The following is a 19,579-nucleotide window of genomic DNA, read 5'->3' on the forward strand; positions in this document are numbered from 1 at the left end:
GACAGTAATGGAGTTTATTTACTGTCCGTAATTTATTTGAAATGAAGATTATTGGTTGTTATGTAGACTTTCTATTAAAGGGTGAATATTCATGTTGATTGAGCAATTAATTAATGGATTAACATTAGGTAGCATTTATGCCATTGTAGCTCTTGGGTTCACTCTAGTATTCGGTGTTCTAGGGATTATTAATATGGCTCATGGCGAGATTTTTATGGTTGGTGCGTTTATAGGAGTGATGGTTACCGGTGTTTTGGGATGGCCGCTTTGGATAGCTTTTATTGTGGCGGTTGTTATTACTGCTATTCTAGGATATATGCTTGAACGTTTTGCACTTCGCCCTTTGAGGGGGAAGCAAGGTGTATCTCATTTAGCACCCTTAATTAGTACAATTGGAGTTTCTATGTTTTTAGAAAATCTTTCACATCATCTATTTGGATCAGGTAATCATCCTTTTCGTAATTCATTTTCAGAGATTCATATCGAAATAGGTTCAATTACGGTTTATTTAGTTCAAATTGTTATTTTTGTTATTTCAGTAGCCTTAATGATGGCTCTATCATACTGGCTACAACGAACAAAAGCAGGAAAGGCATTGCGTGCTACAGCAGAAAGTCTTGAAACAGCAAGTATACTTGGTGTAGACACTAAAAAAATTATTATCCTAACCGTTATGATTGCATCAGCAATGGGAGGAATTGCTGGCATTCTTGTCGGAATGGCATTTAATTCGGTTAATCCACAAATGGGATTATCGATAGGGCTTAAAGGATTAGCTATTATTATTCTTGGAGGTATGGGGAATGTAAAGGGAGCTGTGGTAGGTGGATTGGTACTTGGTTTAGCAGAAACATTCATCGTAGTGTATGGTGACTCAGGATATCGAGATGCCGTTGCCTTTATTATTATCATTTTTATCTTATTATTAAGGCCACAAGGAATCTTTGGTCAAAAGACTGCGACGGAAGGGAGATAAATTCTTATGGCTGATTTTCTCAATCCTTATTACCTACAAGTAGCTTCTTTTATTTTAATCAATATCATACTTGGTTTAAGCGTTTATATTCCTCTATCTTCTGGTCAATTGTCATTAGGAAGTGCCGGTTTTATGGGAATTGGAGCGTATACCTCGGCACTTCTTACTATCAATTATGACTTGCCTATAGTAGTCGGTATTGTTGCAGGAGCATTAGTGGCGGGAATATGTGGGATTATAGTGGGGTTACCTTCTTTAAGACTAACTGGTGTGTATTTAGCTATTGCAACGCTTGGATTTGGTGAGGTTATGCGTGTATTCTTTGTTAACTGGGAATCTGTCACAAAGGGGGCAGTAGGGATTTCAGGTATCCCTCAAATCGGTAGAGAAATTTTTATGAAAATGCGTGAGGCTGGCTTCAATCCATTGGATTATGGATTAAAACCTAATCAATTAGTATATTTAATTGTATTTGTCATTTTACTAGTAATTGTTCTTTTTTTAATTTGGTTTTTCATTCGTCAGAGTAAATCTCGTGTTGGACGAGCATATGCATCTATTAAAATGGATGAAAAAGCAGCGGAAGCGATGGGTATTAACATAACGTATTATAAAGTTTTATCATTTACACAAGGTGCTGTATTGGCAGGTTTTGCAGGAGCACTATTTGCTCATGTAATGGCCTATATTAGTCCGGCAGACTTTGCCTACCATCGTGCTGTAGAAATTTTAATTTTTGCCGTATTTGGAGGTAGTGATGTAATTTGGGGAGCTGTATTTGGTGCAAGTTTTATGACAATTTTACCAGAAGCACTTCGTTTTATAAGTGAATATCGTTATATGATATATGGATTAATATTAGTTATATTAATGGCATTTCGACCTCAAGGCATACTTGATTCATCAGTATTAAGCTGGTTGACAAAGCTTAAACCATCAAAAAGGAGGGTTACTACAGATGGCACTAAAAATCAAAAACATCTCTAAAAATTTTGGTGGAATCTCAGCATTATCTGATGTGACTTTCTCGATAAATCAAGGTGAAATATATGGCTTAATTGGACCCAATGGTGCCGGGAAAACAACGATGTTTAATGTAATTACAAATATGTATGCCCCAACATCAGGAGAAATTACGTTCTTAGATCAATCGATTACTGGTATAAAGCCATATAAAATTACTGAAAAAGGTATTTGTCGTACATTTCAAAATATACGTCTGTTTCAGCAGATGACTGCTCTAGAAAATGTTATGGTTGGAGGCCATTCTAGAAGTTCAGGCGGTGTATTTAGAAGCGTATTTCGGCCGAAGTCACAACGAGTAGAAGAAGAAACCATTCGCGCTAATGCTGTGGAATTGCTTAATTTAGTAGGATTATCTCAGCATCATCATATGCTTGCAGAAAATCTCGCATATGGACAGCAAAGACGATTAGAGATTGCAAGAGCTATGGCTAGTAATCCGAAATTATTATTATTAGATGAACCAGCTGCTGGAATGAATGAAACGGAAACAGAAAGCTTATTTGATTTAATTAAACAAGTTCAAATGCGAGGAATTACAACATTGATTATTGAACACGATATGCCATTAGTTATGAAGTTATGTGATCGAATTACAGTGCTTAACTTTGGGAAGAAGCTTGCTGAAGGAACACCACAGGAAATTCAAAATAATCAAGAAGTAATTGAAGCATATCTCGGTTCTGAGGAGAGTGATGATATTGCTTAAAGTAACAGGAATTGAAACATATTATGGTAAAATTCAAGCCCTTAAAGGAGTAAGCTTAGAGGTTGAGCAAGGTAAAATTGTGACAATACTAGGAGCGAACGGTGCAGGCAAGACAACAACTATGAAATCCATTATCGGTTTGCTAACACCGAAACAGGGTAAGGTTGAATTTCAAGGACAAAACATAACTGGCTTACGTCCAGATCAATTACTTAAAAAAGGAATCGCATTAGTTCCGGAAGGCAGAGCTATTCTTTCAAGTATGACAGTTCTAGAAAACCTTGAAATGGGAGCTTATCATCGTAATGATAAAGAGATAGGGAAAGATATTGAAGAAGTGATGCAACATTTCCCTATTTTGAAGGAAAGAAAGGAACAATTAGGGGGCACCTTATCTGGTGGACAGCAGCAAATGTTAGCAATAGCACGAGCTATTCTTTCACGTCCTAAATTGTTGCTATTAGACGAGCCGTCAATGGGCTTAGCACCATTAATTGTAGCTGATATTTTCAAAATTATTAAGCAAATAAAAAATGATGGTACAACAGTATTGCTAGTTGAGCAAAATGCAAAGCAAGCTTTGAAAATTGCTGATTATGGATATGTGTTGGAAACTGGGAAGGTAATCATCGAGGGAAAAGCAGATGAACTATTGCAAGATTCTCGAATTGTCGAAGCTTATCTTGGAAAAAGAACAAGCTGAAAATGAAAATTTCTATTTAATGACATCATAAGGCTGAGACATAAATGATTTAAAGTCATTTTTGTCTCAGCCTTTATGTTGTATGTAATGTCTAGACATTACATAATCAATTAAGATAAGTAGCGAAAGATGTTAAAATAAGGATAGTGTTTTGATTTATAATTCTTGAGGAAGAATAGGAGAGCATGATGAAGATTAATACGTATAAACCAAATATTACAGTATTTCAAAGTGAATTATATAAAACAAATTCTACAGTAATAGAAAGTGACGATTGTATTATACTGATTGATCCAACATGGTTACCTAGTGAAGTGGAGGCTATTCAGCAATATGTAGATAAAATAAAAGGTGAAAAGCCTGTTTATTTAATCTTTACACATAGTGATTATGACCATATTCTCGGTTATGGTGCATTTCCAGACGCGCTGACGATAGGAAGCAACGCGATGAAAGATAGGAATGACCAAGCGAGTATAATTGAACAAATTATTGAATTTGATCATGAGTATTATCTAGATAGAAGCTATGACATCAAATATCCAACTTTACATATAACGGTTTTACATGATGGGCAAAACGTAAAAATAGGAGATACAAAATTAACTTTTTTTCATGCTAAGGGGCATACTAATGATGGAATATTTACGGTTGTTGAGCCGTTCGGTTTCTTCATAATGGGAGATTATTGTTCTGATGTAGAATTTCCATACATTTATTCTAATAGTAGAGATTATGAAGCTACATTGAATAAAATTGATACAATCATCAACGATCATACTCTTTCACTTATTATTCCTGGGCATGGTACAGTAACAGACTCTATTGAGGAATTAATGAACAGGAAGCATCATTCTTTACAATATATTCAACAACTTCGTAATAGCATTATGTGCAATGAAATAGAGGATTCATTTAATATATTACATCGCTATCGTTATCCAAAAGCGATGAAGAAGTGTCATCAAAGCAATATAGAGTTAATTAAAAATGAGTTGTTTAAAGAGGAAAAATAAAGCTTTCTAAATAAGTAAGTATTGTTTGATTTTTAAAAATATATAATTGATTGTCTTAATTTGTTATATTAAAATTATATTTATAACTACTACAGTTTTGGGAAGGAGCTGTTTGTGTGGATTTTTATCGCAACAGCACAGAAGAGGTATTTAAGGAGATAAATGCAACTGAAAAAGGATTAACTACAAATGATGTAAATGAAAGAATCGAAAAAAATGGATATAACGAACTGAAAGGTAAAGATAAAGATCCTATCTGGAAGTTATTTTTAGAAAACTTCAAAGATCCGATGGTTATTGTATTACTTATTGCAGCAGGAGTGCAAATTGTCTTAGGTGAAATAATTGAATCTTTAATTATTTTCATTGTTTTAATTGTAAACGCAATTATAAGTGTGATACAAACCCGGAAAGCAGAAAGCTCACTCGATGCATTGCGTCAAATGTCAGCACCAGAAGCGAAAGTTATTAGAGATGGTGAAAAAAAGACAGTACCAGCAAGAGAAATTGTTGTTGGTGATATTGTCCTTCTTGAAGCGGGTGATTATGTACCAGCAGATGGTCGTGTGATCGAGTCAGGGAGCTTAAAAGTTGATGAAGGAATGCTAACTGGTGAATCAGAAGCAGTGGAGAAAAATGCTGATACGATTAATGAGGAAGTTCCACTAGGTGATAGACGCAATATGGTTTTCAGCGGAGCGATGGTTGTATATGGTCGAGGTACTGTGGCTATTACGGGAACAGCTGGAGATACAGAAATAGGGAAAATTGCAGGTTTACTTGAAAGTGCAGAAGCAAAACAAACGCCTCTACAGCGTAAATTAGATAGCTTCAGTAAAAAATTAGGTATCGTTATTTTACTTCTCTGTATCGTTATATTTGCTGTAGAAGTTGGTCGGGTCTGGTTCTCTGGTGATACAGCTGATATGACGACATCGGTTCTAAATGCATTGATGTTTGCCGTTGCCGTTGCTGTAGCAGCAATTCCAGAAGCACTTTCGTCCATTGTAACAATTGTACTAGCTGTTGGGACAAACAAAATGGCGAAGCAACATGCGATTATTAGAAAACTTCCAGCGGTTGAAACGCTTGGCTCTACAGCTGTCATTTGTACAGACAAAACAGGGACTTTGACGCAAAATAAAATGACAGTAGTTGATTATTATTTACCACATGGGACAAGAGAAGAATTTCCTGATGACCCAAAAGCTTGGTCTGAAGGTGAACGTGCATTAATTCACATAGCAGTTTTATGTAATGATTCTCATATAAATGAAGAAGGTAAAGAGTTAGGCGACCCGACTGAAGTAGCACTGATTGCATTTAGTAATAGGAAAAATAAAAACTATAATGAGATACGTGATGCTTTCCCAAGGGAAGCTGAAATACCTTTTGATTCAGATCGTAAACTTATGTCAACAGTACATACCTTTAATAATCAAAAAGCATTGCTAGTTAAAGGTGGACCGGACGTGATGTTTGCACGTTGTAAATATGTTTTAATGAATGGTAAGGAAGAAGAGCTGACAAGTGATATTCTTGAGCAATTAATGAAAGCAAATGAAGATTTTTCTAATAAAGCACTTCGTGTATTAGCTTATGGCTTTAAGCGATTAGAACAAAATACAACAAATATTGGCTTAGAAGATGAAAATAATCTTGTTTTAGTTGGTCTAACAGCAATGATTGATCCACCTCGTGAAGCTGTTTATGCTTCTATTGAAGAATCGAAAAAAGCGGGAATCCGTACTGTTATGATCACTGGTGATCATAAAACGACAGCTCAAGCTATCGGACGAGATATCGGATTAATGGATGAAAATGATATTGCGGTTACTGGGCAGGAGCTTGATGCAATGTCTGAAGCAGAGTTAGATCAAAAGCTAGAACATATTGCTGTTTACGCACGTGTTTCTCCTGAAAATAAAATTCGAATTGTTCGTGCATGGCAAAAGAAAGGTAAAATTACTTCCATGACTGGAGATGGTGTAAATGATGCACCAGCATTAAAGCAAGCAGATATAGGTGTGGCAATGGGAAGTGGGACAGATGTAGCAAAAGATGCATCTGCAATGATTTTAACTGATGATAATTTCGTATCAATTGTAAATGCTGTTGGTGTGGGTAGAACAGTATTTGATAATATTAAGAAATCAATTGCTTACTTATTTGCAGGAAATTTAGGAGCAATTCTTGCTATTTTTGTTGCTCTTGTATTCAATTGGGCTAACCCGTTTACAGCGCTACAACTATTGTTTATAAACTTAGTGAATGATTCACTGCCAGCTATTGCACTTGGGATGGAGAAGGCTGAACCCGATGTTATGAAACGAAAGCCACGCGATATAAATGAAGGTATTTTTGCCGGAGGAACAATGCAAGCGGTTATTATGCGTGGTCTGTTAATCGGGATTGCCGTGATTATTTCACAATATATCGGTTTACAACAATCTGCTGAGGTAAGTGTGGCAATGGCGTTTACTACATTAATTCTTGCTCGTACATTGCAAACATTTGCCGCTCGATCAGCTACACATACTTGTTTTGAAATAGGCTTCTTTAGTAATAAATATGTTTTTGGTGCAGTATCAGTATGTTTATTGTTATATGTAATTACTGTATTACCAGGTGTACGTGAAGTATTCTCTATTCCAGCGGCATTTGACTTGAATGAATGGTTAATCGCTGCAGGGCTTGCATTAGCAGCTGTGATTATTATGGAAATAGGGAAAATTGTACGACGAGTAGTTCAAGGATGAAAAAAGGGGCGTTTGAAAAGTAATCTTTAATTACTTTTCAAACGCCCCTTTGTTTTAATAACCATTCGAAAATAGGTTTCAATTCAATCTTATATATATAAGTTTTTAATACATACTTGCTATTTTCCTAAGAAAGATACAATATTAGTACGTATAGTATTATAGGAAGTAGGGATTTTTTTTGCCAGCAGATTTTAAATCATTTTGTATTTCAAATAGATTTGTACAAAAGTTACAGGATATGAATATTAAGGAGCCAACTCCGATTCAAGAACAAGCTATACCAGCAATTCTTGAAGGTAAAGATGTCATTGCTCAAGCACAAACAGGGACGGGGAAAACATTTGCGTTTATTCTACCAATCCTAGAGAAAGTAAATTATAAAGCAGACCACGTACAAGCATTAATTGTAACTCCAACACGTGAATTAGCTATACAAATCACAAATGAAGTAAAGAAGTTAATAGAAGATATTGATGATGTAAATGTATTAGCTATTTATGGCGGTCAAGATGTGGAAAAGCAATTAAAAAAACTAAAAAGAAATATGCAAATCGTTGTTGCAACTCCTGGAAGACTCATTGATCATTTACAGAGACAAACGATTAATTTAGAGAATGTATCTTATTTGGTTTTGGATGAAGCAGACCAAATGCTACTTACAGGTTTTCAAAATGAAGTAGATACAATTGTCAGACATACATCAGCTGCGCGTCAAACATTGTTGTTCTCGGCTACTATTTCAGAAGATGTGGAAAAGTTAGCACAAAAGCATTTACGAGATCCGTTAACTATTCAAATTGAGAAAAAACAAGGTCCTGCAGAAAATGTGGAACAGTTAGCCATTCAATTGTCTGACCGTGCAAAGCAAGCTTTAATTGTTGAGTTAGTGGAAAAAGACCGACCATTTCTAGCAGTTATTTTCTGCCGAACTAAACGACGAGTAAGTAAATTATATGGTGAATTGAAAAGTCATGGTTTTGCATGTGATGAATTGCATAGTGATATTTCTCAAGCAAAAAGAGAGCGTGTAATGAAACAGTTTAGAACAGCAAAGCTACAACTTTTGATTGCAACAGATGTGGCGGCAAGAGGGCTTGATGTTGAAGGTGTGACGCATGTATATAATTACGATATTCCAGAGGATTCTGAAAGCTATGTTCATCGTATTGGACGAACAGGTCGAATGGGTTCAGAAGGTATGGCAGTAACTTTTTATACAAAAGATGATGTTGATTTACTGAAAAGCATCGAGGAAGAATTACAAATTACGATTCCAAAACAACAGCATGAATCATGTAATGATAAGCAAGAGTATCAAGAAGAAGATTCAAAGCCAAAGAGAAAGAAGCATTTCTCAAGAAAAGCGAATAAGAATTATAAAAGATAGCATTCAAAAAGCGGTAACTCCATTAATAGGAGCTGCCGCTTTTTTTACGATTAACGATAAGTAAACTTTTCTTTGTTTGTGAAGATATGAGTACACCTACAATTACAATCATACCACCTACGATTTGATACCACATTAATACTTCGTCTGTGAATATTGGTGCAAAAATAGCTGCAAAGATTGGTAGTAGATTTAAATAAATACCAGCTTTGGCAGCACCAACTAAAGGTACACCAGTGTTCCAAGATAAAAATGCAACAATTGCTGCTAAAAAACCAACATATAGCAAGATGCCAATGGATTCGAAGTTGAAAATAAATACTGATGAAGAGTCCATTATTTCAGTTAAACTAAACGGAACAAGCATAATGCTTCCAATAAAAGTCGTTACATAAAATGTTGAATATGTCGGTAAAACAGGTGCATATTTTTTAACAAGAATAGAATAAAGTGCCCAAAATAATACAGCTATTATAACTAGTAAATCACCTTTGTTAAATGTAAATGCAGCCAAATTATCAAGTGAACCTCTCGATAATGTAAATAAGACCCCGGTAACTGAAAAGCAAATTCCGATAATTTGAGCGGAACTAATTTTTTCCGAAAGAATAAAAATAGAAAGAATTGCGATAAAGATAGGTGTAATAGAATTAATTACTGCTGCATTTATAGAGGTTGTCCAATGCATGGAATAATAAATAAGTGTATTATAGCCAGCTACACCTGTGAATGATAATAATAAAATAATCCATTTGTATTTCCAAAATAAATATCGATTTTTCATAAATCCTTTAAACATAAATGGAGTTAGGATTAAAAAGGCGATTACCCAGCGTAGTAATGAAAAGGTGAATGGTGGAAAAAATTCCTTTCCAATATTACCAACAACAAAATTTCCTCCCCAAATAATATTCGCTAACACAAGAAGTAAGTATGGATATTTGTCTTTCATGCTTCGTCACCTTTGTCTAGTAAATTTTCTCATGGAATATAATACTATCTATATTAAGATTAGTAGTTGTACTTGTAAACTATTTTTGTATATATATATCTGAATATTGATTAAAGAATGAACATTCATTCATTTTTATTGTATTTTAGATGAAAATCATTTAGAATTAATTTGTAATTATAACAAAAAAAGTTACTTCTAACGCTTAGGAAGGGGAATAATATGGTTGTTAACTTTAAGGATACAGTAAAATTGCCAGTTATTATGGCACCGATGTTTCTCGTTTCAAGTCCAAAAATGGTTATCGAAGGTTGTAAAGCAGGAGTAATCGGCTCGTTTCCATTATTAAATGCCCGTACAGGTGCAGACTTAGAGCAATGGTTTGAACAAATTACAACTGAATTGGCAGAATTTAATGCTCAAAATCCCAGTAATCAAGCCGCTCCTTGGGCTGTGAATTTTATGTCGCATCCTTCAAATCATAGATTCGAAGAAGATCTTCAACTAATTAAAAAGTATCAACCTCCGATTGTTATCTCTTCTCTTGGGGATCCAAGCCCTGTTGTTTCTGCCGTTCATTCTTATGGAGGACTTGTTTTTGCTGATGTTATAAATCTTTTCTTTGCACAGAAAGCAGCTGATAAAGGTGTTGATGGACTAATATTAGTATGTAATGGCGCAGGTGGACATGCTGGTACATTAAATCCGATGGCTTTCATTGGAGCTGTGAAAGAGTTCTGGAATGGATATACAATACTTTCAGGATGTATTTCAAATGGTAAGGATATACTTGCAGCAGAAGTACTTGGAGCTGATTTTGCCTTTATTGGTACGCGTTTCATTCCAGCGCATGAAAGCCTTGCAAGTGAAGGCTATGACCAAATGTTAATTGAATCATCGATGGACGATTTAATATATACGGATGTATTTAGTGGCGTAAAGGCTAATTATTTAAAACCTAGCATTGTCAAAGCAGGGCTCGATCCTAATAATTTAGGAGAAAAAGGCGATTTAAGTTACTCAAGAGAAAACCGTACAGTCAAAGCTTGGAAAGATATTTGGTCGGCTGGACAAGGTGTTCATTCTATCAAGAAAACGCAATCGACAGTTGAAATAATCACCGAAATGAAAGAAGGATATTCTGAAGCACGCAATAAATTATTTGTAGCACAAACTTAATCGGATTAGTTTCTTAGTAGAAGATAGTGATATTCGGCTAACGGATTTCTCTATCTTTTTTTACTTGGAATCTATTTTCTTTTAAGTTTTAAATGGTACATGCTATCATAATTCTAAAAAAGTGTAATAGAAGAGAGCAGGGGCGTGTGTGAGTAAAAACTTATATCAGTCGTTTAGAAATTTATACGAGAAAAGTATTACGGTAGATATATTGGCAGAAAATATAGTGATGTTTGATATAAGCTTATCATTGCAAGAAATTATACAAGAAGCTGGAGATAAGGGATTCGATCAGGTAGCAATTTCAAAAGAAAAAGTGGTAATTGGTTATATCAATACACTAGACGTACAAGACATATACGAACCGACTTTACATATTTTGAAGCCCATTCAACATTACGAAATGATTTCTGCAAATACTCCACTAAGTGATTTGATTGAAGTGCTTAAAGAGCATCCGAGATTGTTTATTCTAGATAAAAATAAAGTGACCAAAATTATTACTGTTGCTGATTTACAAAAGCAACCTTTTACTATGTGGATTTTTGGCGTTATTAATATACTAGAAATGTTATTAGTCACGGTAATTAAGCAACACTATCCTAACAATGAATGGCAGCAATATTTATCGGAGAGTAGATTATCACTGGCACAACAATTATATGATAAAAAAGTATTACGTAATGAAGATATTAGCTTACTTCAATGTCTACAAATTGCTGATAAAATGACAATCGTTACGAAAAACGAAGGCTTAATTCATGAGCTAGGTTTTTCCTCTCGTACAAAGTTATTAAAGACATTTAAAAGTATTCAGCAAGTACGAAATAGTATTGCACATGCTCAAGACTTAAATGATGAATTAGAGTGGAGTGAGATATTTGAGATTATTTCTGAATGCGAGAAATTGATTGTCAGATTGGAAGAAATTTTATAGAAGTGTTTATCCAAAAAATAACAAAGTATATAAATATGTGTGGTGTCTAACCTTACACCTGCTATGCTCGGAAATAAGCCAACCTGTTTTGAAAACCAAGTGAGCGTTTTCAAGAACAGTCCGTCTTATACATGTTGTCTAGCTTCAGCGACCAGCCCCTCGAGTCATAAGCCATCTCGCTTTAGAAATGAAATGTGTATTTCTTAAGCGAGCCGTCTTATGCTGGTCGGGGCTAAACGGGTCGCTTGAGCATTTAGATATTGCCGCATAGCTCTTTTTTGACTGGGAGAAACTCAAGGAGTATAAACATCAATCAAAAAAGACCGGTGCCGTTTTTTTATTTTAACGTTTCCTTATTACAATTTTCCGATACATACCGTTTAACATGATAGGAGTATCTTCTTCGATTTTTAACTTCTTAGCAAAAGGTTGAAAGATTTTTTCAAAAACTAAACTAATGTCCGTTCCGAATACTTTAATAATAGATATTATTATTTTTTTTAGAAGTGAAGTTTTTTTATTTGGAGAAGCAAATTTATCGAAAATTATTATTTTCCCATCTGTCTTTAGTACTCTCGTCATTTCTTGTAAACATAGATCTGGATTTGGAACTACGGATAATATTAAACTAGCAAAAATATAATCGAATGATCCATTCTCGAATTTAAGGCTTTGAGCATCCATCTCTATAAATGTAATTGGTTCATTGATAAACTTCATTCTTGCTTTATCAAGCATTGCTTTGGAGTAATCAATTGCAGTGATATTAAGATCTAAGTTTGAAATAAGCTCTAGGTCTGCGCCCGTTCCAACGCCTACAAACAGTATTTTATCTCTCTTTTCTAAATGGATATTTTGAAAGACATGTTTACGAGCTGTTAAGAACATTCCAGAATTGAATACCCTATCATATAATGGAGCTCCAACTTTATAAATAATTTTATTCCAAGAATTATTCATTGAATCATCCCTCATTAACTAAAATATTTTATTATATGTGCATATAAACACATAACGTATTATGTAAAATGTAAACCTTTTATTTCAAATTAAATAAAGCTTTCGTTAATGAGAAAATAAACGTAATATGTAGTTATTAGATTTATCAAAAAAAACCCAAAATATAGCCGCGAATGTACAACCTTTTTGAAAAATGGTAATACAAACAAATACTAAGTCGTACAAGGAGTGAATGGGTATGAAGTCTCTTATAAGTAAGTTAAATGATATTTGTTCATCACATTTTTTTAGAAGAGAAAATTTTACTTGTTGATACATATGCCAAAGGTGAGCAAATAATTTTTCAGTATGTAAAAAGAGGTGATCATGCAGTGAATTTGAAAATTCAAACTGTAAGAGACTGTGCTTTACAATTTGTTCGCAGTCATGATGAATACGTGACAAGTGATATCGGTACGCATTTATTATTTTCAATAATGAAATCTTTGAAAGTTAATCATCAACTACAATATTTTAATCAACTTGAAATGACCCCCTCACTTTGTTTCGAAATGTATGAAATCATTCAAGAACTTCGACTTGCGGGCTTTTCCAGTAAGTCAATGGATGCATCTTTCTTTGTTTCATCTAAAAAAGGTCATGATTTAATGCTCATATTAACACAATATGAAGAAATGCTAAGGGACCATAAACTGAAAGATGATTCAAATCTTTATGAGGAGGCTTCATTAAACATTAGTGCTACTAGCTGTATATATATTCTTCAAAGCAATCTTACACTTCGTTTTGCCCAAGAGATGTTTTTGAAAAAAGTCTTAAATGACCAATATGATGTTCTACCTCTAGCGCCAGTATATGGAATCACATTACCCCGCCGTTCAAAGTTAACGATTAATGCAACAGGAGAGGCTACCCCCTTGAGTTATTTATATATGCAAGCTGGGGAAAATGAACAATCGTTACATAATGTTTCATTATTAACAACAAAGACTATTGAAGCAGAACTAAAAGAAGTTCTATTACGAATCAAGAATACTAAACTATCATTCGATGACTCAGTCATATTATTTAGTAATAGTAGTTATGTAACGACAATGTACCATTTAGCAGTAGAGCATGACATTCCCATTACATTTAACGAAGGAATTGCTATTGGATTAACTCGTCCTGGTAAGCTTCTAAAAAGTATTTTACATTGGATTTCAAATAATTATCTTGTGAGTTCGTTTTCTCAACTTTTGCAAGAAGGAATTCTAAATGTAAAAGAGGGATCCTTAACAAGGACAAAATGGATCAGTATTCTTAGAAATTCTAACATTGGTTGGGGAAAGGAACGATATATAAGTCAATTAGAAAAAGCATTACAGGAACTAAATGTAAAACGTGAAATAAATGATGAAAATCAGTCCTATTATGAAGAGCGTTTTCAAGATGTTTTATGGTTAAAGGATTGGTATCAATCTATTTTTGTACATTTACCTGAACAGGAACTTGTTGAAAAAATTTTATATCGTGAACTACTTAAGGGCATCTACCATATGATTAAAAATTTTGGAGTGGTTAAAGATTCATATGATAAAGCTGCCCAAGAGAGTATCCTTGAGAGAATGGAACACATTCTACCATATGCTAATGAAGAAATGAGTATTGGTGAAGGAATTCTTCATATAGAAGAACAACTTTTAACTATTCAAGTAGGTGCCTCTAAACCAAAGTCAGGCTGTTTACATTGCTCATCATATAATGCCGGTTTATATGTAAATCGTAAAAAGACTTTTATTGTTGGGTTAGATAATCAACACTTTCCAGCTAGAAGTAGTGAGAATCCATTGTTATTAGATATCGAAAGAAAAAAATTAGGACAACTTATTCCTTTAAAGCAAGATGATGTGCAACTTAATTTATATAAGATGTTACAAATATTGGCATCAACTGAAGGTACTATCACGTTGAGCTATTGTCAATTTGACATCAATGAAAATCGAACAGTAGGACCTGCACATCTATTGTTGCAAGTATATAGAATGCAGTCAGGGAAAAGTGATGCTAATTTTAAGGATTTTGAACAAGCTATACCAGTTATTAACGAACAGATTATTATGGAGCAGAAGGATTGGTGGCTGGGAAAACTTGTGTCATCTAATAGATATGAACTAGATGTTCGCTTCCTTGAATCATTAGCATCAATTAAGCAAGGCATAGAAGCGGACGAGTTACGATACAGTCGTCAATTCACTGTCTATGATGGGAAAATTGAAAGTGATACATCTCTTTATGATCCTCGTGTAAATCAAGAGAAAACCATCACAGCTGGTAAACTAGAAAACTTAGCAACTTGTCCATATTCGTTTTTTTTACAAAATATATTGAGGATAAAACCTATCGAAGATATGGAATATACGCCAAATAGGTGGTTAGACCCAGCGACAAGAGGCAGTTTGTTGCATGCTATCTTTGAAAGGTTTTATCGTGAAATCACTTCATTGAATGAAAAACCAAATATGCTAATGCATCAAGAATTAATAGAGAAAATAGTCTCTGAATTGTTAGAACAAATTAAAGTTAATCTTCCGTCACCTAATAATAGAATGGAATATCAGGAAGTAGCCGAAATATTGGAATCATGCTATCTCTTCTTGAAAATCGAGGAAGAGAATAGCGGAAGTGGAGATGCGAAGTATTTTGAATATTCATTCGGTATTAAAGAGATAGAACCTGCAACAATTGCATTACGTACAGGGAATTTTCATTTGTCAGGACAAATCGATCGAGTTGATCTTCTAACCAATGGAAATTACCATATCATTGACTATAAAACGGGAAGTACTTGGGGATATGACAAGAAGGGACCATTCAAAGGAGGAAGACAGCTTCAGCACTTTTTATATACGTTAGCAATTGAAAATCACTTGTCATTACCAGAAGGTTCTGTTGAGAAAAGTACGTATTTGTTTCCTTCGAAAAAAGGTTTAGGACAAGCATTTACACGAGAACAGGAAACAACAACTCGGACAAACGGCAAGGATATTATTGAGAAGCTATTAACTATTATTGAAAAGGGTCATTTTACGATGACTGATGATGACAGTGATTGCAAGTACTGTGACTTTAAAGAAGTATGTCGACGTGATACGTATGATAAAGACATAATTGATATAAAACATCAAGACCAAACCGCAACTGGTGTAAGAAGCTTTAAGGGGGTTAGAGCTTATGACTAAAGTAATTGTGGACATTGAGTCTAGAAGTAAAATCACAGAAGTTTTACAGAAAAACTTTTTAGTTGAAGCGGGTGCAGGCTCTGGTAAAACAACGAGTCTAGTACAAAGAATGGTGCAATTAATATATACCGGAACATGTAAGATTGAAGAAATTGTGGCCATTACTTTTACTAGAAAAGCAGCTGAAGAGTTGAAATCTCGTTTTCAAATAGAACTTGAAAAAGCTTGGAAACAAGAAAGGAATACACATGTTCAGCATTTGTTGGAAACAGCTATTCAAAATATGGATCAGTGCTTTTTAGGAACGGTACATGCATTTTGTGCGCGTCTTTTAAGAGAGCGACCAATAGAAGCGCAATTAGATATTACATTTAGTGCGCTAGAAGAAGAGGATGATACGCTTTTAGCACAAAGTGTATTTTATCATTATGTACAAACTCTATCAGGTATAGAGCATCCAATCCTAAAGCGTATTCATGAATTAGGTATAGATGACCAAACATTACTTGAACGCTTTCAAGAAGTTAAACGTTATCCAGATGTTCTGTGGGTAGCAGAAAGTCTGGAGCGACCTGATTTAACAGGTTCTTACCAAACTTTCCTTGTGTTATTACAAGAAGCGAATCGGTGTATACCTGATGATATTCAAGGAGGACCAGATCATCTTCAAAAATCCATTCAAGAAGCTTTACGGAAAGCTCAATATCGTTCTAATAGTAATCAATTAATAATGGAAATATTCGAGTTGTTTGATAAGAAAACAGTTTATAAAATTGTACAAAAAAATTGGACCTCAAAGGAAGATGCTAAAGAGTATCAAGCAAAAATTAAGCAATACTTTGAGGATTGTATCATACCTGCTCTACAAGCTTGGAGAGAATATAGCCACTCGATTATTATAGAATTTCTATATATGGTGTTGAAGCAATATGAAGCTATCAAAAAAGAGCAATCTTTAATGAACTTTCAAGATTTGCTCATGAAGGTAGCTGAATTATTAAAGTATAACAGTGAGGTTCGCTTGTACTTTCAAGATAAATATCGTTATTTACTCGTTGATGAGTTCCAGGATACTGACCCTATTCAAGCGGAAATGATGTTTTATTTAACGAGTGAAGATGTTAACGAACAAAATTGGATGAAGTGTAAACCTCGTCAAGGCTCACTTTTCGTAGTAGGTGATCCTAAACAAGCTATTTATCGTTTTCGAAGAGCTGATATTTCAATATATAACCGAGTGAAGGAATTGATACTACAGCATGGTGGAGAAGTACTTCAATTAACGATGAATTTCAGAACGGTTAGTGCAGTAACTAATTCATTAAATGATGTTTTCATTCAACATCTTCCCGAGAAAGAAACGCAATACCAAGCAGCTTTTCGATCTTTAGATGCTTATTATGTGAAAGATAATGAATCTATAGTCGGGATAAAGAAGTTGGTTGTACAAAAAGAGTATTGCCAAAATCAATCTAGTATACTTCAGAAAGATGCTGAAAATATAGCACAGTATATACGTCAATGTATGCAAGAGGGGCACCAGCCAAGTGAATTCATGATTTTAACGAGATACAATGCTGGAATTGATGTGTATGCTCAGTGTCTGGAAGAATATGAAATACCAATTGTCGTAAGTGGAGAAAGAGCTTTAGACACTACTCAAGAGTTTAATGAGCTACTTATACTTCTTAGGGCTCTAGTCGACCCAACTGATGCTATAGCTACAGTTGCTGCACTTCGGAGTGTGTGTTTCGGTATTAATGATGAAGAGTTATATCAATGGAAACAAGCTAATGGTATCTTTTCAATATATGCTTCAGAAGCAGCGGAAATCGAGTTTGAACATCATCCAGTTTATGTTGCATTAAAGAAACTTAGATACTTTGCAACTTTGAAAAATAGATTCTCACCTGTTGTGGCAATTCGGAAAATATTGGAGGATGTTGGTTTCTATCCATTGTTAGTCGAAAGAGGGTATGGGCAAAGAGAATATACTCAAGTATTACAAGTTATAGAAGCATTACGCAGGCAGGAAGACATAGGGAATACGACATTTTATCAAGCCGTACAATTTTTACAAAAATTTATCTCGAAGAACTCAAGTATAGTAAATATTATTGGAAATCAAAATGCGGTTAGAATAATGAATGTGCATAAAGCAAAGGGGTTAGAAGCACCTATTGTATTCTTAGCGAATCCTGGCAAAAAGACGGATATTGCTGAGCGTATTTCTATCCATATTAGTCGCGATGAAGAATATACAAATGGTTATTTTTTAATAAAAAAACAAAATGGTTTTAGTCAAAAAACAATTGCTCAACCTAAGAACTGGGAAGCATCCAAAGAAGAAGAAAATGTGTATTTATCTGAAGAAGAATCTCGAATAATATATGTCGCGGCGACGAGAGCAGAAAAAGCATTAATCATTAGTGCTTGTGAAGAGAAAAATAAAAAAAATCCTTGGAATATACTGCTTGAAGGATTAAATGACGTAGAAGAAATTCAACTAAACGATGTGGAAGAAGAAGAAAGAGTACAAGTTAATAAAAATGATAAAATCACGCAAGCCATCTTTCAAAATGAAGTGGGAACAGTAAAGGGATGGATTTCTGCAAGTTCATTGCCATCTTATATAAAATATAGCCCTACAGACGGTAAAGAAGAGCTATTTATGATTGAAGTGGATCGAGAAGATGGTGGCGGCAAAAAATGGGGAACGGCTATTCATGAAGTTTTTGAGAAACTAGTAAAAGGTCAACTAACTGATGAAAATATTGATAGTATTCTACGAAAATATGATCTTTCAGTTGATAGAAAAGATGAAGTGATAAACATTGTTGAACAATTTAAAAAGTCACCGGTTTGGCCGGAGCTGCAACGAGCAGAACAGACATTAACAGAAGTTCCGTTTTCTCTGTTTGTAAATGTTGATGATCCCGTCTATTCAATGGTTCAGAGTGATCAAGATGTTTCAGTACCAGTAATGCTAAATGGAATCATAGATTTAGCTTACAAGGTTGATGGAAAATGGAAAATTATTGATTATAAAACGGATCGACCAAAAGAATATGATTCATATAACGAGCTAACAAAATATTATTTCAATCAAATTTCAATCTATTTTCAAGTATGGCAAAATATTGTCAACGAAGAAGTAGATTCGGCTTCATTGTATTTTGTGACAGCAAATGAATATCGAGCTGTTCTATAGAAAAGTCATGCGGGATTCTATAAAACGTTCTTTAAAATATGTGTATTTTATGTTTAAAATATTTTTATAATGTGAAGTCGTTTTATTGGACTGTTTTAGTCAAACGAATTATACTGTTTTATATATTAAAACTATTCATACGTTTTTAAAGGGATACAAATGAGAAGTTTAGGTTAGGGGAAGTAATTATTTCTTTTTACGGTTAAATTAACATTTTTTTGTTAGTTGAAAATAGGGGTATTTTTATATAACAGATTATTTTAACAAGTATGACAGGATGTATTAACTCAATTCAGGTTCTATAGAATCTTTTGGGATAATTGAGTTAATGTTTTATATGATGACTTCGGGATGGTCATTGTATATTGTAAAGCTATTTAATACATAATTTAGTACTATAATTCGTATTTTAGATTATGTATAGAATCAAAAGAGGAAGCCGATCATGGCTTCCTCTTTTGATTCTATGGAAATTTAGTATTATTAAATGTCGGAAAATCAATATGAAAGCATAAGAGATGACTTTTTATTTTAATATAATAA

Annotated in this window: 13 protein-coding genes; 11 read left to right on the forward strand and 2 right to left on the reverse strand. The window is 34.1% G+C overall.

The window, feature by feature from the left end; genetic code table 11:
• Positions 1–91: 91 nt before the first annotated feature.
• The 7 genes from TX86_RS07385 (at position 92) to TX86_RS07415 (ending at position 8,576) form a co-directional block, all read left to right on the forward strand.
• The gene (locus TX86_RS07385; RefSeq protein WP_042347616.1) at positions 92–976 is read left to right on the forward strand and encodes a branched-chain amino acid ABC transporter permease; all 885 of its coding nucleotides are present in this window, start codon (positions 92–94) and stop codon (positions 974–976) included.
• A gap of 6 nt (positions 977–982) precedes the next feature.
• The gene (locus TX86_RS07390) at positions 983–1,963 is read left to right on the forward strand and encodes a branched-chain amino acid ABC transporter permease (protein WP_042347618.1); all 981 of its coding nucleotides are present in this window, start codon (positions 983–985) and stop codon (positions 1,961–1,963) included.
• Positions 1,935–2,708: an ABC transporter ATP-binding protein gene (locus tag TX86_RS07395; protein WP_042347621.1), complete on the forward strand. Its 774-nt coding sequence runs from the start codon at positions 1,935–1,937 to the stop codon at positions 2,706–2,708. Before TX86_RS07390 ends, TX86_RS07395 begins: the two co-directional genes overlap by 29 nt.
• Positions 2,701–3,411 carry an ABC transporter ATP-binding protein gene (locus TX86_RS07400; RefSeq protein ID WP_042347623.1) on the forward strand — a complete coding sequence of 237 codons (711 nt, stop codon included), beginning with the start codon at positions 2,701–2,703 and terminating at the stop codon, positions 3,409–3,411. Before TX86_RS07395 ends, TX86_RS07400 begins: the two co-directional genes overlap by 8 nt.
• Before the next feature lie 185 nt (positions 3,412–3,596).
• The gene (locus TX86_RS07405) at positions 3,597–4,427 is read left to right on the forward strand and encodes an MBL fold metallo-hydrolase (RefSeq protein WP_230203587.1); all 831 of its coding nucleotides are present in this window, start codon (positions 3,597–3,599) and stop codon (positions 4,425–4,427) included.
• Between the two features lie 116 nt (positions 4,428–4,543).
• The gene (locus TX86_RS07410; protein ID WP_042347627.1) at positions 4,544–7,186 is read left to right on the forward strand and encodes a cation-translocating P-type ATPase; all 2,643 of its coding nucleotides are present in this window, start codon (positions 4,544–4,546) and stop codon (positions 7,184–7,186) included.
• A gap of 181 nt (positions 7,187–7,367) precedes the next feature.
• The gene (locus tag TX86_RS07415; RefSeq protein ID WP_230203588.1) at positions 7,368–8,576 is read left to right on the forward strand and encodes a DEAD/DEAH box helicase; all 1,209 of its coding nucleotides are present in this window, start codon (positions 7,368–7,370) and stop codon (positions 8,574–8,576) included.
• A gap of 22 nt (positions 8,577–8,598) precedes the next feature.
• Here the strand turns inward: TX86_RS07415 and TX86_RS07420 are convergent, their stop codons facing one another.
• Complete coding sequence (locus TX86_RS07420) at positions 8,599–9,528, reverse strand: DMT family transporter (RefSeq protein WP_042347629.1); 930 nt, start codon at positions 9,526–9,528, stop codon at positions 8,599–8,601.
• A 222-nt stretch (positions 9,529–9,750) separates the two neighbouring features.
• Here TX86_RS07420 and TX86_RS07425 point away from each other — a divergent pair, with 222 nt between their 5' ends.
• Positions 9,751–10,707, forward strand: a complete 957-nt coding sequence (locus TX86_RS07425) for an NAD(P)H-dependent flavin oxidoreductase (protein ID WP_042347631.1) — start codon at positions 9,751–9,753, stop codon at positions 10,705–10,707.
• A 148-nt stretch (positions 10,708–10,855) separates the two neighbouring features.
• Positions 10,856–11,644 carry a CBS domain-containing protein gene (locus TX86_RS07430; RefSeq protein WP_042347633.1) on the forward strand — a complete coding sequence of 263 codons (789 nt, stop codon included), beginning with the start codon at positions 10,856–10,858 and terminating at the stop codon, positions 11,642–11,644.
• A gap of 342 nt (positions 11,645–11,986) precedes the next feature.
• Here the strand turns inward: TX86_RS07430 and TX86_RS07435 are convergent, their stop codons facing one another.
• The gene (locus TX86_RS07435) at positions 11,987–12,604 is read right to left on the reverse strand and encodes a class I SAM-dependent methyltransferase (RefSeq protein WP_042347634.1); all 618 of its coding nucleotides are present in this window, start codon (positions 12,602–12,604) and stop codon (positions 11,987–11,989) included.
• 371 nt (positions 12,605–12,975) lie between these two features.
• On the opposite strand from TX86_RS07435, the gene TX86_RS07440 reads away from it, so the two are divergent.
• On the forward strand, positions 12,976–15,825 hold the full coding sequence (locus TX86_RS07440) for a PD-(D/E)XK nuclease family protein (protein WP_195892871.1): 2,850 nt from the start codon (positions 12,976–12,978) through the stop codon (positions 15,823–15,825).
• On the forward strand, positions 15,818–19,036 hold the full coding sequence (locus tag TX86_RS07445) for a UvrD-helicase domain-containing protein (RefSeq protein ID WP_042347637.1): 3,219 nt from the start codon (positions 15,818–15,820) through the stop codon (positions 19,034–19,036). Before TX86_RS07440 ends, TX86_RS07445 begins: the two co-directional genes overlap by 8 nt.
• Positions 19,037–19,579: the final 543 nt, after the last annotated feature.

It is taken from the genome of Bacillus massiliigorillae, from assembly GCF_000380245.2.
In the GTDB taxonomy this organism is placed as follows: domain Bacteria; phylum Bacillota; class Bacilli; order Bacillales; family DSM-1321; genus Bacillus_AD; species Bacillus_AD massiliigorillae.